This window comes from Candidatus Poriferisodalis sp. (genome assembly GCF_965237655.1).
GTDB lineage: Bacteria > Actinomycetota > Acidimicrobiia > Acidimicrobiales > Poriferisodalaceae > Poriferisodalis.
This window is the reverse complement of the sequence record NZ_CBDEGB010000001.1, coordinates 632,549-655,153: the sequence shown is the minus strand read 5'-3', so window position 1 is coordinate 655,153 and position 22,605 is coordinate 632,549. Positions and strand designations below refer to the sequence as shown.

23 protein-coding genes and 1 pseudogene are annotated in these 22,605 nt (G+C 64.7%); 17 read left to right on the top strand and 7 right to left on the bottom strand.

The annotated features are described in order from the left end of the window. The first annotated feature begins 11 nt into the window (after positions 1 to 11). The 5 genes from ACPXYO_RS03215 to ACPXYO_RS03195 all read left to right on the top strand — a co-directional run bounded on the left by ACPXYO_RS03215 (position 12) and on the right by ACPXYO_RS03195 (position 4,857). Positions 12 to 191, top strand: a complete 180-nt coding sequence (locus ACPXYO_RS03215; protein ID WP_420622493.1) for a hypothetical protein — start codon at positions 12 to 14, stop codon at positions 189 to 191. Between the two features lie 112 nt (positions 192 to 303). Continuing rightward, positions 304 to 2,325, top strand: a complete 2,022-nt coding sequence (gene thrS, locus ACPXYO_RS03210) for a threonine--tRNA ligase (RefSeq protein WP_423916590.1) — start codon at positions 304 to 306, stop codon at positions 2,323 to 2,325. Positions 2,326 to 2,338: 13 nt separating this feature from the next. Continuing rightward, positions 2,339 to 3,514 (top strand): zinc-dependent alcohol dehydrogenase, encoded by a 1,176-nt coding sequence (locus ACPXYO_RS03205; protein ID WP_423916588.1) that lies wholly within the window; start codon positions 2,339 to 2,341, stop codon positions 3,512 to 3,514. 102 nt (positions 3,515 to 3,616) lie between these two features. Further along, the gene (locus ACPXYO_RS03200; protein WP_423916586.1) at positions 3,617 to 4,000 is read left to right on the top strand and encodes a RusA family crossover junction endodeoxyribonuclease; all 384 of its coding nucleotides are present in this window, start codon (positions 3,617 to 3,619) and stop codon (positions 3,998 to 4,000) included. Next, positions 3,997 to 4,857: a hypothetical protein gene (locus tag ACPXYO_RS03195; protein WP_423916584.1), complete on the top strand. Its 861-nt coding sequence runs from the start codon at positions 3,997 to 3,999 to the stop codon at positions 4,855 to 4,857. The genes ACPXYO_RS03200 and ACPXYO_RS03195 overlap by 4 nt, the downstream gene beginning before the upstream one ends. Positions 4,858 to 4,862: 5 nt before the next feature. Here the strand turns inward: ACPXYO_RS03195 and ACPXYO_RS03190 are convergent, their stop codons facing one another. After that, a complete protein-coding gene (locus ACPXYO_RS03190) occupies positions 4,863 to 5,030 on the bottom strand; it encodes a hypothetical protein (RefSeq protein WP_423916582.1) in 168 nt (55 codons plus the stop codon). Between the two features lie 109 nt (positions 5,031 to 5,139). Between ACPXYO_RS03190 and ACPXYO_RS03185 the strand changes: the two genes are divergently transcribed. The 4 genes from ACPXYO_RS03185 (at position 5,140) to ACPXYO_RS03170 (ending at position 8,676) form a co-directional block, all read left to right on the top strand. Next, positions 5,140 to 5,385: a hypothetical protein gene (locus tag ACPXYO_RS03185; RefSeq protein ID WP_423916581.1), complete on the top strand. Its 246-nt coding sequence runs from the start codon at positions 5,140 to 5,142 to the stop codon at positions 5,383 to 5,385. 9 nt (positions 5,386 to 5,394) lie between these two features. Next, entirely contained in the window at positions 5,395 to 5,952 is a 558-nt protein-coding gene (locus ACPXYO_RS03180) for a hypothetical protein (protein WP_423916579.1), read from the top strand. A gap of 72 nt (positions 5,953 to 6,024) precedes the next feature. Then, on the top strand, positions 6,025 to 7,359 hold the full coding sequence (locus tag ACPXYO_RS03175; RefSeq protein ID WP_423916578.1) for an McrB family protein: 1,335 nt from the start codon (positions 6,025 to 6,027) through the stop codon (positions 7,357 to 7,359). A 189-nt stretch (positions 7,360 to 7,548) separates the two neighbouring features. After that, the gene (locus ACPXYO_RS03170; RefSeq protein ID WP_423916576.1) at positions 7,549 to 8,676 is read left to right on the top strand and encodes an McrC family protein; all 1,128 of its coding nucleotides are present in this window, start codon (positions 7,549 to 7,551) and stop codon (positions 8,674 to 8,676) included. On the opposite strand, the gene ACPXYO_RS03165 is transcribed toward ACPXYO_RS03170, so the two are convergent. Beyond that, positions 8,665 to 9,075: a type II toxin-antitoxin system VapC family toxin gene (locus tag ACPXYO_RS03165; protein ID WP_423916574.1), complete on the bottom strand. Its 411-nt coding sequence runs from the start codon at positions 9,073 to 9,075 to the stop codon at positions 8,665 to 8,667. The genes ACPXYO_RS03170 and ACPXYO_RS03165 overlap by 12 nt on opposite strands. Continuing rightward, positions 9,065 to 9,355: a type II toxin-antitoxin system Phd/YefM family antitoxin gene (locus ACPXYO_RS03160; RefSeq protein ID WP_423916572.1), complete on the bottom strand. Its 291-nt coding sequence runs from the start codon at positions 9,353 to 9,355 to the stop codon at positions 9,065 to 9,067. Before ACPXYO_RS03160 ends, ACPXYO_RS03165 begins: the two co-directional genes overlap by 11 nt. A 191-nt stretch (positions 9,356 to 9,546) precedes the next feature. Between ACPXYO_RS03160 and ACPXYO_RS03155 the strand changes: the two genes are divergently transcribed. From ACPXYO_RS03155 to ACPXYO_RS03145, 3 genes are all read left to right on the top strand, one after another. After that, on the top strand, positions 9,547 to 10,812 hold the full coding sequence (locus ACPXYO_RS03155; protein WP_423916570.1) for an HNH endonuclease signature motif containing protein: 1,266 nt from the start codon (positions 9,547 to 9,549) through the stop codon (positions 10,810 to 10,812). A gap of 361 nt (positions 10,813 to 11,173) precedes the next feature. After that, positions 11,174 to 13,387: a peroxidase family protein gene (locus ACPXYO_RS03150; RefSeq protein ID WP_423916569.1), complete on the top strand. Its 2,214-nt coding sequence runs from the start codon at positions 11,174 to 11,176 to the stop codon at positions 13,385 to 13,387. A 74-nt stretch (positions 13,388 to 13,461) separates the two neighbouring features. Beyond that, on the top strand, positions 13,462 to 14,136 hold the full coding sequence (locus tag ACPXYO_RS03145; RefSeq protein ID WP_423916567.1) for an aquaporin: 675 nt from the start codon (positions 13,462 to 13,464) through the stop codon (positions 14,134 to 14,136). Between the two features lie 64 nt (positions 14,137 to 14,200). Here the strand turns inward: ACPXYO_RS03145 and ACPXYO_RS03140 are convergent, their stop codons facing one another. The 3 genes and pseudogenes from ACPXYO_RS03140 to hemB form a co-directional block, all read right to left on the bottom strand. Then, positions 14,201 to 14,749 (bottom strand): hypothetical protein, encoded by a 549-nt coding sequence (locus tag ACPXYO_RS03140; RefSeq protein WP_423916566.1) that lies wholly within the window; start codon positions 14,747 to 14,749, stop codon positions 14,201 to 14,203. Continuing rightward, entirely contained in the window at positions 14,739 to 15,869 is a 1,131-nt protein-coding gene (locus ACPXYO_RS03135; protein WP_423916564.1) for an AAA family ATPase, read from the bottom strand. Before ACPXYO_RS03135 ends, ACPXYO_RS03140 begins: the two co-directional genes overlap by 11 nt. Before the next feature lie 90 nt (positions 15,870 to 15,959). Beyond that, positions 15,960 to 16,941: pseudogene (gene hemB, locus ACPXYO_RS03130) on the bottom strand (porphobilinogen synthase). A gap of 42 nt (positions 16,942 to 16,983) precedes the next feature. On the opposite strand from hemB, the gene ACPXYO_RS03125 reads away from it, so the two are divergent. The 5 genes from ACPXYO_RS03125 to ACPXYO_RS03105 are packed head-to-tail and all read left to right on the top strand — an operon-like array spanning position 16,984 to position 20,757. Continuing rightward, positions 16,984 to 17,451 (top strand): hypothetical protein, encoded by a 468-nt coding sequence (locus tag ACPXYO_RS03125; protein ID WP_423916562.1) that lies wholly within the window; start codon positions 16,984 to 16,986, stop codon positions 17,449 to 17,451. A gap of 6 nt (positions 17,452 to 17,457) precedes the next feature. Continuing rightward, positions 17,458 to 18,399 (top strand): DNA-formamidopyrimidine glycosylase family protein, encoded by a 942-nt coding sequence (locus tag ACPXYO_RS03120; RefSeq protein ID WP_423916560.1) that lies wholly within the window; start codon positions 17,458 to 17,460, stop codon positions 18,397 to 18,399. 56 nt (positions 18,400 to 18,455) lie between these two features. Further along, positions 18,456 to 19,154 (top strand): nitroreductase family protein, encoded by a 699-nt coding sequence (locus ACPXYO_RS03115; RefSeq protein WP_423916558.1) that lies wholly within the window; start codon positions 18,456 to 18,458, stop codon positions 19,152 to 19,154. Between the two features lies 1 nt (position 19,155). Beyond that, positions 19,156 to 19,938, top strand: coding sequence for an SDR family NAD(P)-dependent oxidoreductase (locus tag ACPXYO_RS03110; RefSeq protein WP_423916557.1), 783 nt, complete (start codon positions 19,156 to 19,158; stop codon positions 19,936 to 19,938). A 30-nt stretch (positions 19,939 to 19,968) separates the two neighbouring features. Then, a complete protein-coding gene (locus tag ACPXYO_RS03105) occupies positions 19,969 to 20,757 on the top strand; it encodes an SDR family NAD(P)-dependent oxidoreductase (protein ID WP_423916555.1) in 789 nt (262 codons plus the stop codon). A gap of 62 nt (positions 20,758 to 20,819) precedes the next feature. On the opposite strand, the gene ACPXYO_RS03100 is transcribed toward ACPXYO_RS03105, so the two are convergent. Next, positions 20,820 to 22,556 (bottom strand): sigma-70 family RNA polymerase sigma factor, encoded by a 1,737-nt coding sequence (locus tag ACPXYO_RS03100; protein WP_423916554.1) that lies wholly within the window; start codon positions 22,554 to 22,556, stop codon positions 20,820 to 20,822. Between the last annotated feature and the right edge of the window lie 49 nt (positions 22,557 to 22,605).

Genomic DNA, 22,605 nt, shown 5'->3' with positions numbered 1-22,605 from the left:
CAGGAGAACTCATGAGCGACGGCGATACGCGCAAGGTCGACGAGACGTCGCTCCAGGATCCGTCCAAGATGATGGTCCCGTTCGCGAAGTTCAAGAGCTTCCAGTTCGCGGACAAGCTCTGGGTGCTTGGTGGGTTGCTCTTCCTGATCGTCCTGATCAACATCGTGTTCTCCGGCGGGGGCGGGGGCTAGTCGCAGCCCCGTGTTGCCTGCCCGATGAGGCTGGTCCAGTGAGCCCAGTCCCAATGAGCCCAGTCCCAGTGAGCCCAGTCCCAGTGAGCCCAGTCCCAGTGAGTCCAGTCCAATGAGCGCCGGCAGCGAGGCCCCCTCCGCAGCGATCACCGTGGTGCTGCCTGACGGGCAATCCCACGAACTTCCCGGCGGTGCCACTGGTGCTGACCTCGCCGCGTCACTGGGGCGGCGGGCTGCGAAGGATGCGCTGATCGCGATCGCCGAGGGCACCCAGCTTGATCTGAACCGGCCCTTGCCTGATGGCGCTTCGGTGTCACTGGTGTTCCCGTCCTCCGACGAGGGACTTGAGGTGCTGCGCCACTCCACCGCGCATGTGCTGGCCCAGGCGGTGCTGCGGCTCTACCCGGGCGCAACGTTCTCGATCGGGCCGCCGATTGCCGACGGCTTCTACTACGACTTCGACTTGGGTGCCGACGAGGTAGGCCGGCCGCGGACGTTCTCCGATGACGACCTCGAGGCGATCGAGGCCGAGATGTGCTCCATCGTGGCCGCCCGCCAGCCGTTCATCCGCGCCGAGGTGGACCGTGCCGCGGCCGATGAGCTGTTCGCTCAGCATCCCTACAAGATCGAGATCCTCGACGGCGAAGCCGACGACCCGACCTCGGGTCCCACCGGCGGGGTGATCACCACCTACCGCAACACCGACGAGTTCGTGGACTTGTGCCGTGGTCCTCATGTGCCCGACACCGGACGCCTTGGCCACTTCAAGCTGATGCGGGTAGCGGGCGCGTACTGGCGGGGTGACGAGAACCGCCAGATGCTGCAGCGCATCTATGGCACGGCGTGGGGCTCTGCAACCGAGCTGGCTGCTCACCTCGAACGGCTGACCGAAGCCGCCAAGCGAGACCATCGCCGGCTCGCCTCCGAGTTGGATCTGCTCAGCTTCCCAGCCGAGATGGGGGGCGGGCTGGCCGTGTGGCACCCCAAAGGCTCGGTGGTCCGCAAGCTCATGGAGGACTACAGCCGCGACCGGCACGAATCGGGCGGCTATCAGTTCGTGTACACGCCGCATCTCGCCAACGCCCGGCTGTTCGAAACTTCGGGTCATCTGGATTTCTACGCCGAGAGCATGTACCCGCCGATGGAGATGGACAACGGCGTCTACTACCCCAAGCCGATGAACTGCCCGATGCACTGCCTGATCTTCAGCCAGCGCCAGCGCAGCTACCGCGAGCTGCCGATGCGGCTGTTCGAGCTCGGCACCGTATATCGCTACGAGCGTTCAGGAACCCTGCACGGGCTGATGCGGACCAGGGCCTTCACCGTGGACGACAGCCACCTGTACATCGCGGCCGAACAACTCGCCGACGAGATCGAACGGCTGCTCGACTTCGTGTTGTCGGTGCTCGAGGCCTTCGGGTTCGATGACTTCACCTTCAACCTGTCCACCAAGGATCCCGACAAGTACGTCGGCGCCGATGAGGGTTGGGAACGCGCCACCGATGCCTTGCGCGAGGCGCTGCACCGTCAGGGTCACTCCTACGTCGAGTGCGAGGGCGAGGCGGCGTTCTACGGCCCGAAGATCGACATCGACGTGAACGACGCCATCGGCCGGTCGTGGCAGTTGTCCACGATCCAGGTCGACTTCAACCTGCCCGAGCGGTTCAACCTGCGCTACACCGGCGCTGACGGCGAGGTGCACCGGCCGATCATGGTGCACCGGGCGCTGTTCGGATCCATCGAGCGGTTCTTCGGCGTGCTGCTCGAGCACTATGGAGGTGCGTTCCCGCCGTGGCTGTCGCCGGTGCAGGTCGTGGTGCTGGGCGTGCGAGCCGACCACGATGCATTCGCCGAATCGGTGGTGGCGCAGCTGGCCGAGAAACGTATTCGGGCCGAGACGGTGCCGGCGGACGATCCGCTGGGGGCGCGGATCCGTCGAGCCAAGCTCGAGAAAGTGCCCTACGTGCTGGTGGTGGGCGACGACGATGTGGCAGCGGGCACGGTGGGCGTAAACCCCCGGGGCCAGCCCGTGCGGCGCGACGTGCCGCTGGGCGAGTTCATTGCGCAGCTGGCCGACGAGGTGGAGCGTAAAGCGTCTGACGTCAGTGCTGCGATGGCCGCGGCGAGCGACTGAGGCTCGGGCGGGCGTGCAGGCGCTGGTTTTCGAGCGCAAGGAGCTGCGGTTCGCGGCGGCCATGGCGGCGGGCAAGCTGAAGCCTGGCTCGGGTGCGGGCGTGGGCCCGCTGCGTTTGACCGAGATGGATCCCCCGGAATTGCCCGGCGGCGAATGGCAATATGTGCGCACGGCACTGTCGGGCATCTGCGGTTCGGATCTTGCGACGGTGGACGGAAAGGTGTCGCGCTATTTCGAATCGCTGGTGTCGTTCCCGTTCGTGCCAGGCCATGAGGTGGTCGGTCACATCGACGACGGCACCCGGGTGGTGCTGGAACCGGTGCTGGGGCCTGAAGCTCACGGTGTTGCACCGCCGTGGCCCGATGCGGCGCCTGCCGACGGCAACGATTACGGCCACCTCATCGGCGGCGAGATCGAAGCCGGGTTGCAGACCGGTTCGTGCGCGTCGACGGGCGGCGGCTGGTCCGAGACGTTTGCCGCACACCGGTCGCAGCTGCATTCGCTGGGTTCGCTGGAACCTGCGGATCTGTCAGACGAGGCGGCGGTGATGATCGAGCCGACCGCTGCGGGTGTTCATGCCGCGCTGCGGTCGGGAGTGACCCAAGGCGGCACGGCCGCCGTGATTGGCGCCGGCACGATGGGCTTGGTTGCGGTTGCCGCGCTGCGGCAGCTGACCGGCGTGGCGGCGATCGTGGTGGGCGCCCGCTACAGCCATCAGCGCCGGCTGGCGCGTGAGCTAGGTGCTGACCTGGCGGTGTCGCCCGACGAGCTGGGGCGAGCCGTGCGCCGGGCCGCTGGCACCAGGGTGATCGGTGAGACGCTGGGCTCCGGGACGCACGTGACGATCGATGCAGTGGCCTCGTCGTCGTCGCTGACCGATGCCATTGCGATCACTCGGCCGCGGGGTCGGGTGGTGGTGCTGGGCATGCCGGCTTCGGTGGAGCTGAACCTGTCGGCGTTGTGGCACCGCGAGACCGAGATGGTGGGGGCCTACTGCTACGGCACCGAGCCGTCGCTGGATGGGGGGCATACCTTCGAGGCGGCCATCAAGCTGGTGCGCGACTGCGACTTGGGCCGGCTGGTCTCCGAGCTGTACCCGCTGGAGGAATACCGCAACGCGCTCGAGCATGCCGCAAGTGCTGGTTCCCGCGGCTCGACCAAGATCGCCTTCGACCTGCGCGAGAGCTGATTTCGTCAGTACGACAGTCAGGGCGGCGAACCCAAAATCCCTGATCAGTTGCTGAAATCCTTGCATAGGATCGCCGGGCGTGTCAGGGATGCAGGCGCTCAGATGATCGAGTTCGTCGTCGCGGGTACGCCGAGGTCCCATCAAGCCAACTCAAGGTCGCAGTGGCAATCCACCGTCGCGGCGGCCGTTCCGGCGGCCGCTCAACTTCTCGCGGGGCCGCTCCGGCTGCGGATCGATTTCTTCTATGCGGACACGACAGACCTGGACACCGACAACATCATCAAACCGATTCAAGACGCTCTCGAGAACCTTGTCTACGAGAACGACAAGACCGTTGTTGATGTCTGCGCTCGAAGGGTCGACCGCAAGCACTTGCCGCAGATGGTCGAGCCGCCAGCGACGCTCAGCGACGCACTCGTATCGACCGAAGGCGACTTCGTCTTCATCCGCGTTGCCACTGCCCACCGGGAGGTGACATTCTCATGACCATGAATGGCCCCGCTTATGAGGCGCTGTTGAACGCGAAGGCAAAGTACGAGGCCGGCGGCTACGCGGTCAGCGTCAAGGAGCGGCTGCCAAAGCCATTCGATGCATTCACAGCGGATGCAGTCGCTCGCCGAGACGACGAGTTCGTGGTCGTCGAAGTCAAATCGGCCAACATGAGCGACTGGTCACGCAAGAGGCTCGAAGAACTCACAGAGATACTGAGAGCCGACTGTGGGTGGCGGCTCGACATCATCACCTACGAACCGGACGTTGCACCGCCCTTACCTGACCTTGATCACATCAACCGTCGAGTGCAAGAGGCACAGCACATCGCCGAGACGTCACCGGATGGGGCGAGCTTGTTGTTGTGGTCAGCAATCGAAGGTGCCCTGCTTCGGGCCGCTCACGAACGAGGCGTGGCACCGGCACGACCCTTGCCGACCCGCAGCCTCATCCAGCAACTCACCATCGACGGTGTCCTCAGCGACAACCAATCGAGGGAGCTCAAGGACTTCGCCGACCGTCGCAACGCGATTGCGCATGGGTTGTGCGCCGTCCCGCCAAGTCCGGAACAATTCGACTGGCTCAGTCGCTTCGCTCTCTCCGCTGCCGCTGGTCACCACGCCGACCTGCACGACATGGTGGTGTGGTTCGAAGCCCACTACGCCTCACCCGACGAAGCTGGTGTGCCGTACGTCAGCGATGTCGGGGGTTATCTCTGGCTCGAAGGCGGTCCCTACGATGCCGAGGAGGTCCTGCGCGGCCAATTCGAAGACGCCCTCGATGCTGACGTCGATGAAGCAGTCAGGATTATCGAGCGCGACGGCCTCGAATGGGCGCGCCGCGACCAACTCTGAGGTCGTCAGGGGCCTCGAGAGCGCCTCGCCTCGGAACAGATTGCTCGTGACGAGTCCGCCTGGTCAGACTCAATCTGTGCCACCAGATCGGGGTGCCGCAGCAACGCGTCCTCATGGACCGCCATCACGACGGCGGGCGTGAACATCAAGCTGCCCTCAGTTTCCTCGTCCACGTAGCAGAGACTGGCACATCGAAGGAGGAAGAGGCCGCCCGATCGTCAACTCGAGGGACATAGCCCACAGCCGGTCGGCGTGTTGCACCGCCGCTGTAGGTTCGCCGCCATGAACGACCAGCAATATTGGATGCAACGACTTGACGAGTATTGCAGACAGTTGGCCCGCGAGAGCGTCAAGGCCAAGACTGTCAGTGTCTACCGAAACGTCACACGACTGTGGATCGACAATTGCCTCGAGCGCGGGCACGATCCGTCAGCGAACGACCATGACATGGTCGAACGGTTTCTCGATTCCCGAGATGGCATCGCTGAGACGACGAGATCGACCTATACAAGCGATCTCCGTCGGTAGTTCAACTACATGAACGAGTCGGCATCGCAGTTCGACGTCGAAACCTGTATGCAGCGACTTGAGGCCTACATCAAGTGGCGAAGTGAAGTCGGTGGACGGAGCGGCGCAGTCGCCATGAGACCAACGCAGGAGAATCTGCGTTCGATCCTGGGTCGATGGGCACGCTACGCCTGCAAGAACGGGATCGATCCGGCTACCTACGACGAAACCGCCATCGCGCAGTTCTGCGACGAACAGGGCGACATCAAAGAATCAACCCATGGCGATTACAGACGGCACATTCGCAGGTGGTGCGAGCGATTGCCAGAGCTCGAGCGCGCTCGGCCTGAGCGTCTAGCAAAGCTCATTGCCGAGTTCCGCCGGTCCGGATACCCGAGGCCTGACGACGAAGAGAGCAAACTCGCGCGGGAACGATTCCAGCGAATCTTGGAATCACTGCCGTCACTCGCGTTCGAAGACCGGGACCAACTCAAGCAAGTTTGGAGTAGGGGCAAGAACACCTACGGCAGTCCGGGTCAGGTTGTTCATCTGAACTCGTACCTAAACCAGGCCTCCAGTGCGCAATGAGTCGAACTTCGAGACCTCCTCACTGAGCTGTGTTTCGGGGAAGGCGACCTCGCCTCTCGAATCGACAAGGCCATGAGCCAGAAGGGCATCGGCTCCGCGACTGCAACTCGATTGCCTGCAATCTGCCACCCTGAGCGGTTCATTCCCAACTACGTGCTCGCGAGAAGCAGCAGCGACAACTGGCGCGGCAAGCTGGAGATGATCGAGCTCGTGGACGAACTTGGACTCCTTGGTGTCGCTGGGACGCGCGAGGCACAAGAGATCCACCTGCTCCATCGTGAACATGGCGGCTCCGGTGCCGTAGTGATGCGCGCGAACGACCTCCTCCTCGAATCTCTCCGTCCTTACTTCACCGACGACGATGTCGTCGACACTTGGGGCATCCGATCCTTTCTGTCCTGGTTGGAAGACAACTACGGCGACAGCGACGAGACAGCCGATCAATGGATTGACGATGCGGAACGGGCGGAATTGGCGGACAACCTGCTGTGCGATCCGCGCTTCATCATGGACATCGTGGAACTGCTTGAGGACAAGGGGCAGGTGATCCTGTACGGGCCGCCGGGAACGGGAAAAACGTACTTCGCGCGCTACTTGGCGTGGACGCTTACGGGCATCCAAGACGACGAAGAGTACGAGGAGAACGGGCCCTACTCCTTGGTGCAATTCCATCCGGCGTACTCGTACGAGGACTTCTTCGAAGGGTTTCGGCCACGGGTCGAGGATGGTCAGTTGACCTACAAGCTGACGTCAGGTCCGCTGGTCCGGCTGGCAAAACGCGCAGAGGAGAATCCCCACGAGCGACATGTCATGGTGATCGACGAGATCAACCGCGCGAATCTGCCACGGGTGCTGGGCGAGTTGCTGTACTTGCTGGAGTATCGCGGCGAGTGGATTCAGACGCAGTACCGGCCGGACGAGGGATTCACCCTGCCGTCAAATCTATGGTTCATCGGCACGATGAACACCGCCGACCGATCCATCGCGCTGATCGACGCGGCGATGCGGCGACGGTTCCACTTCGTGCCGTTCTTCCCGAACCATGGACTGACAGCGGGCCTCCTGCGCCGATGGATGCAGCGCAATTCACCGGAACAGGAATGGATCGCCAGCATGGTTGACAAAGTGAATGACGAGTTGGCTGAGCAGGTGGGAGGCGATCATTCGCTGATCGGCCCGAGCTACTTCATGAAGAAGAACCTGAACGAGGACAGCCTGCGGCGAATCTGGGAGTACAACATCGAACCGCTCGTCGAGGACCAGTTCTTCGGCCAGCGCGACGTGATCGACGGCTTCCGGTTCGGCTCCATATGGAAGCGCCACGGGCCCAACGCAATCTTGGAGGCCGCGGAATCTCAGGAAGAGACGCCAGAGCAGAATGAGGTTGAGATCGAGAACGGCGGGTAGGTGCTCGCACTAACCGACGAACCAAGGCCAAGCACAAGCGAGTATCAGACCGTAGGGCTCGACGATGGACGGTTAACGCTTCTTGAGTGGGAGACCAAGCACCTGCCGCTCAGCGATGCACTCGCGAGACGTCTCGGTCAGACCGAGTGGGTGTCGGTGCAAACGGACCGGGAGTCTGGCTGGTGGAGGGTGTCCACCCGGCAGTGGGTGGGTGCGTTCACGGTCGGCGATCTCCGCATCATCGTGCGGCCGAAGATCAAGCCCGAGAACCTGTTTGTGCTGCTCGAGGTCGGTCTGCCCTACGAGGCGTGGCGCCAGGAGGCGTTCGACTACGCGCGGACTGAAGACCTCCTTCCGGCGCTGGTGTCGTTCTTTGCACGTACGGCGGAAACGACGCTCGCTCGTGGCCTGTTCCACGACTACCGACACGAAGAGGACGATCTGCTTGCGCTACGCGGTCGCATTGACTTCGTACGGCAGTTCCGGCGGGGCGGTGTCCTAGCTCCGATGGCGTGTTCGTGGGATGACTACACGGCCGACGTAGACGAGAACCGCTGCTTACTGACTGCGGCACGGCAGTCGCTTCGTGTGCCCGGTGTCCCCAACGAAGACCGGCGAAGGCTCCGTCGGCTGTTGACCGCGTTGGACGGCGTGGGCGAATCGGCGGTCCCGGCCGCGTTGGACTGTCTCGACCGTGTGCAGTTCACCCGGCTGAACGAGCACTACCGGCCGGCGCTGAAGCTGGCCCAGCTGATTCTCGCCAACTTGACCCTGCAGGACCGTCACGGTGACACCGCCGCTTCTGCCTTCATGCTCGACATGAATCAGCTCTTCGAGGATTTCGTCACAGCACGTCTGCAGCGAGAACTGCGGGGGCGCCTGGAGGTAGCACCGCAGCTCCGTCCACATCTGGACGTCGAGCATCGGGTGCAGATCAGGCCTGATCTCACGCTTCGTCGCTTGGGCCGGACAGTCGGCGTGGCGGACATCAAGTACAAGATCGCTACTGCGGATGTCCGATTCGACGCGGGTGAGGCAGCGGGACGGCACGGTGATTACTGCCAACTGCTGGCCTACACGGCGGCGCTCGGTTTGAGCGAGGGCACGCTCATCTATTGCGCCGATGTCAACGACGGCGAATCTACTGCGCCGGAATCGGTCGAATCACTGGCCAGGTCCGCGATCACGGTTGAGAACCTGGGCACGAGACTCCACGCCGTTGCCATCGACTTGTCCGGCAGCCCCAGCGATATCGACGCCCAGATCACTGCCCTCGCCGACCACTTGGCAGACTCAATGGACTCACTAGCCGTTTGAAGATGTGCCTGGCGACACGGTGGCGATCCCCAGAGCTTCTGCTGCGGTGAGCTGGCGACTGTCGTAGCTGACGAGACCACCGAGGTCGTCGCCGATCTGCAGGGCACAGGCGAGGTAGATGGCGTCCAGGGTTCGCAGGTTGCGACCGGGGATCCTCCCGGCCGTATCGAGCAATGCCGAAGTGAGGTCGACGAGATCGGTGTTTGCTAACAGGCGCTCGCACTGGTGATGCACCGCTGAGCCTTCGTCTGCGACCGCTCGCCGAGCTTCGGTGCGCAGCAAGGCGCTGGAAACCAGGTGTCGCCGTGATGCCCATTGGCGCAGCGCGCCGGATTCTGCTTCGGTCCGGATCAGCTTGACGAAGGCCGACGCGTCGAGGACCCAGATCTCACCGTTCATCTCGGCGCAGCTCTGCGAGGCGTTCGCTCAACGTCAGCGTGCCTGGCGGCGCGGCTGGCAGCGGCGGAAGTTCCTCGATCGAAGCTGACAAGCCTCGAGCGCTCCGGCTGATGAGCCCTCGTGCCGCCAGGCGGCCCATGGGGTCATCACGGTGCGGCAGCGGGCCGAGCAGTGCGACCGGCTCACCGCGTACCGTGACCTCGTAGGACTCGCCGTCAGCGACTCTGCGCAGCCACTCGCTGGCGTTCTGGCGGAGTTCCCGCACACCGATCTGCTCCATGTGCTACATGGTAGCACCAGTGTCGTTAGGTCGCCCCTGGGAGCCGACGCGGCCTGCGGCAATGTGCTTCGCCCGCTGCGTCGAATCATCCGCTGGTGTTCCCAGGAGCCTGCGCACAAGCGGCCGGGGAAACTCGAGAATTGTTGCGGACAAGTGTTTGCTTTTGGTACGTACGAGTGTATGCTTGATGCATGTTCATCGACCCGGTGCGTGACCACGCTGATGGCAGCCAGTCGGTTGCCGGCGTGCCCGGCGTTGGGCCGGAATTGAGCGATTCGGCAAGGGCCGAGCACCAGGTCGATTTCTCCGAGATGAGCTACAGCGATCTGCAGGACCGGGTGATGAGCCTGGTTGCGGAGCGGGCGCGCCTGGAGGGTCAGTACCTGGCTGCGTTGGGTGAGATGGCGTCCCGATGCGGTCCCCAAGGGGCTGCGCATGGTTTGCGCGAGTACACCCGGATGACATCCACCCAGGCACGTCACGACGCTCGGCTGGCCGACGATCTGGTCAACCATGGCCTGTCCGCGACGTTGGCGGCGTTGCAGGCCGGTGAGATTCAGACGTCCCATGCGAGGGTGATTGCTCGGGAGACGCCCAAGAAGCACCGCCGAAGCGAAGAGGAATTCTTGGAACTGTGCGCTGCGTATCCCGCCGACACCGTCGCCCGTCATCCTCTCGCCTACCAGAGCCTCGAAGTCTTCGCGGACCTCGAAGCCGAAGCCGCTGATGGGCAACGCCTCGACCCCGTCGATGCCGAACTCGCATTCCAGCGTGCAGAGCGATCAGGTTCGATGCGCCTGGGCGACGACGGCATGTGGCACCTGCACGCCAAGCTCGATTTCATTGCGGGACGAGAGGTCAGCCAAGCGATCCAAGCCGCGGTGCGCGCTGCTCGCCACCGCGACGGCGCCGAAGAATGGACACGCTCGCAGCTCACCGCAGACGCAATCTGCGACCTGATCGTGGGCACTCTCAAGACACGCCGCGCGAACACCAACCTGCTGATCATTGCTGACTACGACGTGGTCAACGACCGGCTCGCCAACCCTCGCCTCGACGACGGCACACCACTGTCAGCCCAACAGCTGGCCGACTTGGCAGTCGATGCACAGGCACTGCCCGCAGTGTTCAGCGCAGACTGGTCACAGCTTGCGATGGGTCGCACCCGCAACGCCAGCGACGCGCAGTGGCTCGTGCTCGCCGCTCGCGACCGGGGCTGTATCGGCTGCGACCTGACCAGCGAGCACACTCAGGCCCACCACATCCAGTACTACGAGCACGACGGCCGCACCGATATCCCGAACCTTGCATCACTGTGCGAACCCTGCCACCGAGACCTGCACCAACACGACCGGCCAATCCACACACCTCCCGACGGGCGGCCACGCATCCGCCCGCCCACACAACGCACCGGCCGGGACCCGGGCACAACACCGGCCACCGCCCGCAGCCCATAGCAACACACCGCTCGCGACCCGGGCACTGCTCCGGCCACGGCCCGCAGCCAATAGCCGGGCCCCGAGGAAGGGCCACCCGATGCTGGTTGATTGCGTGAGCATGTTCGACTTGTAGATGAGGAGAACTCGCCCTTCGAATCTTTCACGTGTCTGCTGGAAAACCTTCAGTACGGAACCGGCTTGGTGACATACCGGCACCACTAACCTGCGCCGCTCAGCCTCCGTTTGCAGCCCGGGGTATTGGCATTGCAGCCCGGGGTATTAGCAACCCCGTACTGCGGCGGAGGTTGTTCGCGTCATAGCCCCCAACCATCAACACGGGCTTCGGCCCTGCATCTTGAGGAGCGCGCCCCCTGTGCGAATGACAGCCCCCTTCCGTCGCTTTCTGGCGTCGGCGGCCGCCTTGGCCGTCGTGCTCACGCTGGCAGCGCCACCTCCGCACAGCCTGGCTCTGAGCACCGACTCAGAAGACAGCAGCACTCCGCAGTGGGTGGCTGCCGGGGGCGGCGCGGTGTGGGAAGCCGACTTGACGGTGGGAGGCGATGGAGATCCCCTGGGGTACAGCGAGTCTGTGGGCGGCTCCCTCACCGATACCGATTTCTCGTGGATGGAGACGGACTACTTGGTGACGAGCATTCTCCTCACCCAGCCCGACTCGGACTCAAGCACAGCAACGGTGAGCATCCGCATTGAGCCTGGGCTTGCGGACGAATTCAGCTCGTTGCGGCTGCAGGTCGGCGATGCGGGGCTGAACCTCGCAGACGGCAAGGTCGACAGCAGTCATTTCGAATGGGACGGCGTCGATGCCGATTGGACGACCGGCGAGGTCGTTTCTCTCAGCCTCGAAGAATTCCCTGACAATGTCGCGCCTCGGGCACTGGATGGCCGGGGAAACAACTTGACCAATCTCACATGGGGAATGGCGGGCACGGCTCTTCTCAAGAAGGCACCCAACTCGTACGCCGACGGTGTGTCAACGCTGACGACATCGCGACCGAACGCTCGAACCATCAGCAACCTCGTGTTCGCCCAGGACACCTCAGTACCGAACTCGTCACAGGCCAGCGACATCGTGTGGCAGTGGGGCCAGTTCCTGGACCACGACATCACGCTGAGCCTCGACAACGCAGATGAGCCGCTCCCGATCGCTGTCCCTGCGGACGACCCGGTGTTCGATCCCCTTGGGACCGGCGAGGCCACCATCGGTCTCAGCCGCTCGGTCTCCGATCCCGAGACGGGGACAGACGCAGAGAATCCTCGGAGGCAGATCAACGCGATCACCGCGTTCATTGACGGCTCGCAGGTGTACGGCTCCGACAGAGCCCGAGCTTCCGCTCTGCGCACCAACGACGGGACGGGGAAGCTCAAAACGTCAAGCGACGGCCGATTCTTGCCGTACAACGAGCAGGGCCTCGACAATGAAGGCGGCGTGCATCGCACGACGCTCTTTATTGCAGGTGATGTGCGCGTCAACGAGCAGATCGGCCTCACGGCGATGCACACGCTGTTCAACCGGGAGCACAATCGCCTCGCGGGCATCATCGCCACCCAGAATCCAGACCTGAGCGGCGATGAGATCTACGAGCTGGCCCGCAAGATCGTCGGCGCTCAGATCCAGAACATCACCTTCAGCGAGTTCTTGCCGTTGCTATTGGGCCCCGATGCCTTCGACGCCTACTCGAGCTACGACCCAGACGTCGATCCGACCATCGCCAGCGAGTTCTCGGCGGCGGCGTACCGGGTCGGCCACACCTTGCTGTCGCCCAAACTCAATCTCCTCGATGCAGACGGGGAGTCAGAGAAGCTCAGTCTGGCAAGTTCGTTCTTCAGCCCTTCGTTCTACAACGGTCATGGCATCTCCGAAGTCCTGCGCGGCTTCGCTGCTCAACAGGCCCAAGATGTCGACTCGCAGGTCATCAACGAAGTCCGGAACTTCCTTCAGCGCGAGCCACACGGCATCGCCTTCGACCTGGTAGCGCTGAATATTCAGCGGGGCCGCGATCACGGCGTCGGCGACTACAACACGGTGCGCAGCGCCTACGGCTTGACTGCGGTGGAGAGCTTCGCCGACATCTCGTCGGACCCAGATGTCCAGCAAGCGCTCGAAGACGCCTACGCAGACGTCGATGACTTGGACCTCTGGCCCGCTGCGCTGGCAGAAGACCACGTGCCCGCAGCGGCGGTCGGCGAGACGCTCCGTGCCGTCATCTCCGACCAGTTCCGCCGCCTCCGCGACGGCGACCGCTTCTGGTTCGAGAATGACGCCTACTTCACGGCGAACCCCGATCTCTTGGCGGAGGTTCGCAGCACCACCCTGGCGGACATCATCCGCCGGAACACCCCCATCTACGACGAACTCGACGACAACGTCTTTGTCGTCGCAAGCGACACGCCGCCCGAAAGCGACACTGGGTCCGACACCAACACGGCGCCCGAGAGCAACACAGAGTCCGACACCAACACGGCACTCGACACCGATACGGGATCCAACACCAACACGGGCTCCCAACGCAACACAGCGCCGCGACCTGCCCCGACGGTCGCCGCCTATGTTCCGCCGCTCTGCTTCTACTAGGAGACAGCCGAACGGGGCCCATGAGTTCGCTGCGCTGTTGACGCTCGTTCGCTCGTAGCTGCGAGGCTGTCCCGGTGACGGCGCTGAGGCAGACGACGGCCAGCCGGTTGACCTCGGAGTTCGTGGGGACTGGGTTCCTGCTGCTGAGCGTGGTCGGCTCGGGGATCATGGCCGAGCGGCTCAGCCCCAACGACGTCGGGCTGCAGCTGCTCGAGAACTCGATTGCCACGGCGGGCGCGCTGACGTGCCTGATCCTGCTGTTCGGATCGACGTCGGGTGCGCACTTCAACCCTGCGGTGACGCTGTGGGCGCGGCTCGCCGGTGACCTGGACAACCGGATGGCCGGGTTGTACGTGGTGGTGCAGACCGCCGGCGGGATCCTGGGCGCCATCGCGGCCAACGTGATCTTCGAACTCGACGCCGTGTTCTGGTCAACCAAGGACCGGATCAGTCCTGAGGCGTTCCTGTCGGAGATCATCGCCACGTTCGGGCTGGTGATCGTGATCATCGGCGTGGTTCGCTCGGGCAAGGAGCAGTTCGTTGCCTTCGCGGTGGCCGCCTACATCGGCGGCGCCTACTTCTTCACCTCATCGACCAGCTTCGCCAACCCGGCCGTCACCGTGGGCCGCATGTTCTCCGACACGTTCGCCGGCATCGCACCTGCCAGTGCTCCGTTATTCATCGTGGCGCAGTTCATCGGGGCGCTATGTGCGATCGGCGTGGCGCGGGTGACTCACCCGGCGCGCTGAGGCTGGCCGCAACCCAGGCAGTCCACTATTGGCGCCACTCATTGGAATCGTTCACTCCGAAGCTTCAAACGTCTCCGACGGCCCGTCGATATCCGATACACGCCTCCTTCAGCGACGGCGGCGCCGGAGGATGGAGCCGACCCGAACCGCACATCGTCGCTAGCGCCTGCGCATGTGGTTCGCAGGCTCGCTCGCGCGTTAGGCGCGGATAGGAGGAATTCATCTCATCCACATCCGATCCGTCGAGGTATGCGAGCCATGTCTCGATGTTCCAGGTGGGCACACATACCAATACGCGTTCCATCTCGGACGGAGGTTCGATTCCCTGTTCACGGCACGCGTTCTCAAGCTGCGCGCGGCGACCGTCCACGCCTGCGGCATCGCCGTCTATCAAGACCACTAGGAAGACCTGTTCGTTGCCCTTCGTACGGAGCGCGGCAAGCTCGACCGGAAACTTCTCACGAACGAACTTCTCAGCGGCGCCTCTGCCAGCCGGAGCCACTATCGGCCGCCAGTCCCGCAAGTTCCATCCCAACGCCTTGAAGAACCGATGGGCAAACGCCTGATGCTGCCTGTCTTCGCACAGCAGCGTCAAGCGGACGCTACGACTCATCGATCCAGCCGCGGGCTACCTGCTCTGACAGCTTCAAGCTGTGACCGACGTTGCACTCCGAAATCGGAACAGGAATCGTCGCTGAAGCTGCGACTCGGCGCAGCATCACTCCGTCGGCTGGACCGAGGTAGTCAATGAGCTCGGGATGGTGTGAGCACAACACGGCTTGCGATTGGGTGTCGCCGCAGAGTAACGACAGCTCGTCGAGCCACGGCTGTATTTCGGCAAGCGCCACAAAGTTTTCGGGCTCATCGAGCAAGAGGACCAACGAATCGCCCGCGGATCGGAAGTGCAGCAGCGCGTAGAGGATCACGATTGCCTTTTGACCGTCAGACAACTGATCGAATCGCAACCAGTACTTGAACCCGTCATCGGAGCCGTGACGGACTTCGAACATCAGCGCTCGGGCGTCAAGGCCCGACTGCTGCAAGCTCAGATCGACGAAGCCGCCGAGTATCGGCTTGAGGGCAGCCAGATGCCTGCTCGCGGCACCTGGGTTGAACTGAAGAGCCTGCCGGTACCAAGCGACGAAATTGGAGGCGTGTCGATCGAGCACGGAGTCTTCGTGGTGTGACTCAGCGCCGATCAACGGTGGACAGATTGACGTGATGACGACAGATCGCATGTGCGACACGAAGGACGACAACCGTTTGTTGCTCGGGTGCGGCAAAACCCTCGCAAGTGCTGATTCGTTCCAATCAGCGGTATAGGGAGGCCCCTTCGAGCCATCGTCGCGGTGTAGCTGAACGTTGCCGTCTTCGAACAAGAACAACGGTGTATCGCCCGCACTGAGGCTTTCCGAGCGGATGCGAGCGCTGCGCTTGTCAAATCGACTGTGCTCGATCTCGAGCCGGTAGCGGAAGTTGTCGTCATCAACGGCAGCATCGACCTCGACAACTTGAACTCGATCGTGCTGCCAAGTCGTCAGTGCGGCAGACGGGAAACATGCGGGCGCAGTGATCTTTGCCTCGCCCAAGAGCAACTGTCGCACGGCGTAGACGACATCGAGAACGGCAGTCTTGCCGGAACCATTGGTGCCCAGGAGCAAGCTGGTCTCGCCAAGGCGCAACTCGAAGTTGACCAAGCACTTGTAATTGTGCACGTAGAGACGCTTGAGCACGCGGTCAGAGTACCGCCACCCGCGATAGTGGACGCAGTTGTAGCTCCGCGTAGAGCGGTCTGAGCGCCGTGCGACGGTTCGGACCGGCCGCTACTGGAGCGTCTCGGCGAACTCGCGTGCGAGGTAGGTGAGGATGAGGTCGGCGCCGGCTCGCTTGATGGCGGTGAGGTGCTCGACCGCAGTGGCGTCGCCGTCGATCCAGCCGTTGGCAGCTGCGGCCTTGAGCATCGCGTATTCGCCTGACACGTGATACGCCGCCAGCGGCAGGTCGAAACGGGCCCGGGCGGCGGCGATCACATCGAGGTATGCCAGCGCCGGTTTCACCATGACGATGTCGGCGCCCTCGGCAATGTCCAGCTCGATCTCGGCCATGGCCTCGCGGGCGTTGGAGGGGTCCTGCTGGTAGCCCTTGCGGTTCCCGCCGCCGCTGATGGTCACGTCGACGGCGTCGCGGAACGGTCCGTACTCGGCCGAGGCGTACTTCGCCGAGTAGGCCATGATCGGCAGGCTCTCGTGGCCGTTGCGGTCAAGCGCTTGGCGGATCGCCCCTACCTGCCCGTCCATCATCCCCGAGGGTCCCACCATGTCAGCGCCCGCTTCGGCCTGGGCCAGCGCCACCCGCTGGTACAGCTCGAGCGTGGCGTCGTTGTCAACCTCGCCGTCGTCGGTCAGCACGCCGCAATGTCCGTGGTCGGTGTACTCGTCGAGGCACAGGTCGGCGATGATCGCCAGTTCCGGAGCCGTGGTCGTCTCGCAGGTTGGACAGCGCCACCTGCACGACACCGTCGGGGTTCCAGGCTTCGGAACCCACAGCGTCCTTGCGGGCGGGCAGCCCGAACAGGATCACGCCGCTGATGCCGAGGCCGGCTAGCTCGTTGACTTCCTTGCGCAGCGATTCCTGGGTGTGCTGCACCACGCCTGGCAGCGACACGATCGGCTGCGGCTCGGTGGCGTCCTCGCGCACGAACAGCGGAGCGATGAGATCGGTGGGTGTGACGGTGGTCTCGGCGACGAGGCGGCGCAGTGCTGGAGTGCGGCGCAGGCGGCGCAGGCGGCGAGCCGGAAAGGTCACCCCGTCATGCTATTAGCGGATGATGGGCGTAGGTTCGGGAGCGTGGAGATCGGGTCCGAGGACTGGTGCACAGCGATGTCGGTGGTGCTCGCGGAGGTGGAGCTGCCGGAGGTTCAGGCCACGGTGGAGCAGCGGATCGGCGACGGCAACGGCGGACCGGTCGTTGCCTACCGGCTGGTGATCGACGGCGGCCGGGCGCATCTGGAGCCTGCAACCGAGCGTTTTGACGACGTCGACGGCGACGACGGTAATGACGACAGCGTTGTGGTGATGAGCCAGTCACGGACCACCGCTGAGGCCGTGCGGCGAGGTGAGCTGGGTGCGCTGGCTGCCCTTCAGGCGGGGCTGATCAAGGTGAGCGGCGACGTGCGGGTGCTGATCGCGGCCGCTGAAGCGTTGGCAGTGGTGGACGCGGCGTTGGGTGCGGCACTGGCCCACGGCGACGGGAATGGCGCTGCGGACGGACGCACCGGCGTTCCACCCGATGACGCCGGCGACGACGGGGGCTGACACGCCGTGCCGGAGATCCCCGAGATCCGGGCGCACGCAGAACGATTGGAAGCGCTGGCCGCCGGCGAGGTACTGAAGCGCGTCGAACCGTTGTCGTTTACGGCGTTCAAGACCGCCAGCCCGCAGCCCAGCGCTGCAATTGGATGGCCGCTGTGCAGCGTCGGCCAGCGAGCCAAGTACTTGCTGCTGGGGTTCGCTCCCCCGATCCAGGATCCGGCCAGCGGAGGAACCGGCGGTGGCATGAGCCTCGGCGGCAACGGCGGCAACGGCGGCAACAGCGACGACGGGAGCGAAGGCCTGACATTCGTGGTGCATCTCATGCAGGGCGGCCGTCTGCGGGTGCTCGAACCGGGTGCCAAGCGGCCGAGCCGCCCCCGCGACGGCTTGGCACGGTTCGAGTTCGACAGCGGCCTGGGGCTCTTGCTCACCGAGCCAGGCACGCAGAAGCGGGCCGGCGTTTGGGTGCTTGAGGGGGATGTGTCCAACGCCGAGCCGATCGCCGGTCTGGGTCCCGAGGCCACCGAAGTGGACCCAGCGGGCATGGCCAAGCTCATGGCGGCCCATTCGGGACGCCTGCACAACTTCCTGCGGGATCAGCGGGTGATCTCGGGGCTGGGGCGGCGGCTGGCGAACGAGATCTGCCATCGGGCGAAGCTGTCGCCGTTCGCCACGGTCGGACGGCTTGACGCCGACGCCGTGGGGCGGGTGGTGGGCGCCGTCGAAGCGGTTGTCGACGAGTCGCTGGCCTTCGAACGGGGCCGCCCGGAGATGAGTCGTTCGGCCGAGCGGCCCTCGGCAGTGCACGGTCGCACGGGGGAACCCTGCATGGCCTGCGATGACGTGGTGCGGGCCGTCGAGTACCGCGACTACTCGGTCAACTACTGCGCCGGCTGCCAGACCGGAGGGCGGGTGCTGGCCGACAACACCACCAGCAAGTTCCTGCGCTGACGTCGGACCGCTCGGGCCCCGGTGTGTATCACGGGCGCCGGTTACGCTCCTGCGCCATGAGTGAACCTGACGTATCAAAGCTCGGCCTTGCGGCCGACGGAATCAAACTTGGACTGTCGGCCGACGAGGTGCTGCAGAGCACCCGGGCGGTGCGCAAGCGGCTCGACTTCGACCGGCCCGTGCCCGAATCGGTGCTGCGGGAATGCGTAGAGATCGCCGTGCAGGCGCCGACGGGCTCGAACATGCAGGGCTGGCACTTCGTGTTCGTCACCGAGCGCGACAAGATCGAGGCCATCTCCGCGCTGTACAAGAAGGGCTTCGACTCCTACCGCAACAGCCCCATGTATGCGGGCCGGGTGGCGTCGGGCCTGGGTGCCGAGCGTGACGCACAGCAGGCTCGGGTGACCTCGTCGGCTGAGTACCTGTCGGAGAACATGGGTCGCAGCCCGGTGCTGTTCATCCCGTGCATCACCGGCCGCACCGACGATCCGCGGATGATGGTGGGCCAAGCGGGCTCGATCATCCCGGCGGCCTGGAGCTTCATGCTGGCTGCACGCGAGCGGGGTCTGGGCACCTGCTGGACCACGCTGCACCTCGGCTACGAGAAAGAGGCGGCGGAGATCCTGGGCATTCCCTACGACACGGTGCGGCAATACGCGCTCAGCCCGGTGGCGTACACCCAGGGCACCGACTTCAAGCTGGCCACCCGGACCGATCTTGACTCGGTGATGAGCTGGAACTCCTGGAGCCGTTGATATGGCCGCGAAGTCACCGTCAGAGCTGTTCGACCTGTCGGGTCGGGTGGCGGTGGTCACCGGTGGGTCGCGGGGCATGGGCCGCGAGATCGTGCTGGCGTACGCCCGCGCCGGCGCCGATGTGGTGATCGCATCGCGCAAGCTCGACAACTGCGAGGCAGTGGCGGACGAGGTGCGTTCGGAAACTGGGCGCCGGGCATTGGCAGTGGCCTGCCACGTGGGCTACTGGGACCAGTGCGATGCGCTGTGCGAGCGGGTCTACGAGGAGTTCGGGCACTGCGAGGTGCTGGTGAACAACGCCGGGCTGTCGCCGATGTATCCGTCGCTGTACGACGTGTCCGAAGCCCTGTTCGACAAGGTGATCGACGTCAACCTGAAGGGGCCGTTCCGGGCCTCGGCAGTGTTCGGCAAGCGCATGTACGACGCTGGCGGCGGCTCGATCATCAACGTGAGCTCGGTGTCGGCCGCCATGCCGACGCCCAACGAGACGGCTTACGGCGCTGCCAAGGCCGGGGTCCACGCCATCACGGCGTCGTTCGCCCGTGAGTACGGCCCCCGGGTGCGGGTGAACTGCATCATGCCGGGGCCGTTCCTGACCGACATCTCCAAGGCGTGGGACATGGACGCCTTCGACAAGCGGGCCGAGAACGACATCGCGCTGCAGCGCGGCGGCGAGGCCGACGAGGTGGTGGGCGCTGCGCTGTACTTCGCGTCTGAGGCGTCGAGCTACACGACGGGTTCGGTGCTGAAGGTCGACGGCGGCACGGCCTGGGCGACGGGCTGACCTGAACTGCGAACGAGAAGGAGTTTCAAAGTGGGGACGACGAGACGACTGTCGACGCTGAACCGGTCGATCGAGGGGCGGGTGACGCTGATCACCGGCGCCGGCATGGGCCAGGGACGGGCGACAGCGCACCTGTTCGCCGACGAGGGGGCGCACGTTGCGGTGACCGATCTGGGCCAGGCCGAGGTGGATGCCGTGGTGGCCGAGATCAACGACGCCGGCGGCTCGGCGGCGGGCTGGACGATGGACGTGGCCAACCGTGACCGTGTCAATCAGGTCGCGGGCGAGGTGGCCGAGCGTTTCGGCGGCATCGACCACGTCATCAACAACGCCGGTATTTCACGCTTCTCGCCGATCGATGCCCCCGAGTACGAGGACAACTGGGCGATCTCGCTCGAGGTGCTGCTGACGGCGCACACCTACACCGTGCGGGCGGCGCTGCCGTACTTGCGCCAGTCGGACGCAGCGCGCATCGTGAGCATCGCGTCCACCGAGGGCTGGGGTGCCACGAAGTTCGGCTCGCCCTACACGGCCGCCAAGCACGGCGTGATCGGGCTGACGAAGTCGCTGGCGGTAGAGCTCGGCCGTGAGGGAATCACGGTCAACTGCATCTGCCCCGGTCCGATCCGCACGGCCATGACGGCGGAGATTTCCGAGGAGCACAAGACGATCTTCGCCAAGCGCCGCACCGCACTGGGCCGCTACGCCGAACCCGAGGAAGTGGCCCACGGCACGCTCAACTTCTGCCTGCCCGCCAGCCAGTACATGACCGGCGCCATCCTCCCCGTAGACGGCGGCCTCCTCATCAAGAACGCCTGACCGCCGCTGCCCTCGGCTATCGGGGTTGCTGAGCTCGGGCTGCTGGGTGGACTGAGCTCGGGTTACTGGGTGAGGGTGACGGACAGCGACTGAGGCATGCCGTCGGCGTCGAGTGTCAGGGTGCCCGACAGAGTGCCGCGCACTGTGAGGGGCAGCGCCTCGGTGGGTGTGGCGGTGAAGACCCCGGTCATCGACAGGGATCCATCGCCGTTCTCGCTGCCACGGGCGGCCAGCCGCATCTCAGCGGACACGCCATCATCGCCGGCGTCGAAGACCAGCAGGGTGCTGAATCGCCGCTCATCCAACGCAGGATCGGCGGCCTGAAGCGAAGCAGTGCTGGGCACGACCACTGCCACCGACTTGCTCATCGTCGTGGTCTCGACGGTCTCGCTGTCGTCGGTCGTGGTGGCTGTCGTGGTCGTCACCGTCAGGGACAGCGTGCCTGAGACGTCGTAGCGGTCGGCACCGGAAGGCGTGAAGGTCAGCTCGGCGCCTTCGACATTGCTCGTGGCGACGGCGGTCACGACCGGTTCGCTGGCGGTGCTGGATTCCGGCTCGCTGGCCACCGGATTGTCGGCGACGTTCGACGTACCGGTCTCGCTGACTGTTTGATCGACTAGCTGACCGCCATCTTCTGTGGCGGACACGCCCGGCGCAACCGCCGTGGCCGTCGACGAAGAGGAATCAGGGGTCAACGAGGTGTCGTCGTCCGCAACCGTTACGAGCGGAGTCTCCTGCTGCACGACAGCGACAACCGCAGCCTCCTGCGGTTCGACAGCTGTTGCCGTGGCTTCTTCCTGCGTGACGGATGCGGCGGCAACGGCGGCCGGAGTCACGTCAGTCTCCACAGCAGCAGGTGCCGACTCGACCACCGGTGGCTGTTCAGCGGCAGGTACGACGACTGGCGCGTCGGGCGCAGGCACCTCCACGGCGAGCGGGGTCAGCACCTCGATAACCGAATCGGGCAGCACCCGTTCGGCCGCCTTGTGGACGGTTGAATCCGCGGTCGGGGAGATCACCGCGGTGGCAAGCCCAAGGCCGACTGCAGCCTTGGCAACCATCGGCACACCGGTGGTTGCAACATTGGCGACGGCTGCAGCAGCACGCGAGGCCACGGGTGCTGACTCGGTCAGCAGGGGCATGGCGGAAGTAACCGACGACTGTGCGGCACCAGACCCATGGCCCGCGACTGCCGAAGCAGCCCGTTCGCCGCGGCGAAGCAGCCCTGCGAGTGCCACGGGAACAAACGCTGCAACACGCAGTGCAGCACGCAGCGCAGTACGCGCACGCGACACCCGAGCCCGGGCGTTGTCCTCGCTCACGCCGGTGGCCTTCGCCATCTCGTCGTACGAGAGCTCTTCGACGAAGCGCATCTGCAGCGCCTCGCGGTACGGCTCGGACAGGCCCTCCACTGCGTCGGCGACGTCGGAGAGATCGATGTCGAGCCCCAGCTCGGTCTCGACGCTGGGCGTCGGCTGCAATGCAGTGTCGTTGACGGCTACGCGTACGGTCTTCTCGCCCTCGCGGCGACGCCGGTTGCCCTCGTCAATGCAGACGTTGGCGAGGATCCGGTGCAGCCACGGGCGGACCTGGTAGTTGCCGTTGAACCGGGGCATGGCCCGCAGGGCACGCACCAGCGTTTCCTGGACAGCGTCTTCGGCGGACTCGTTGCAGCTCAAGCGACGGCGCGCGTGATTGAGAAGCTGTGGCCGGTACTCACGAACCAGTTCGGCGAACGCTTCGTCGTCGCCGGCCTGGTAGGCGATGACCAAGTCTCGATCTTCGAGTCGAAGGGCCATGGCGGTTCTCAGGGTCGCTGACAGAGGCCGGTACGGCCTCCTACATCTC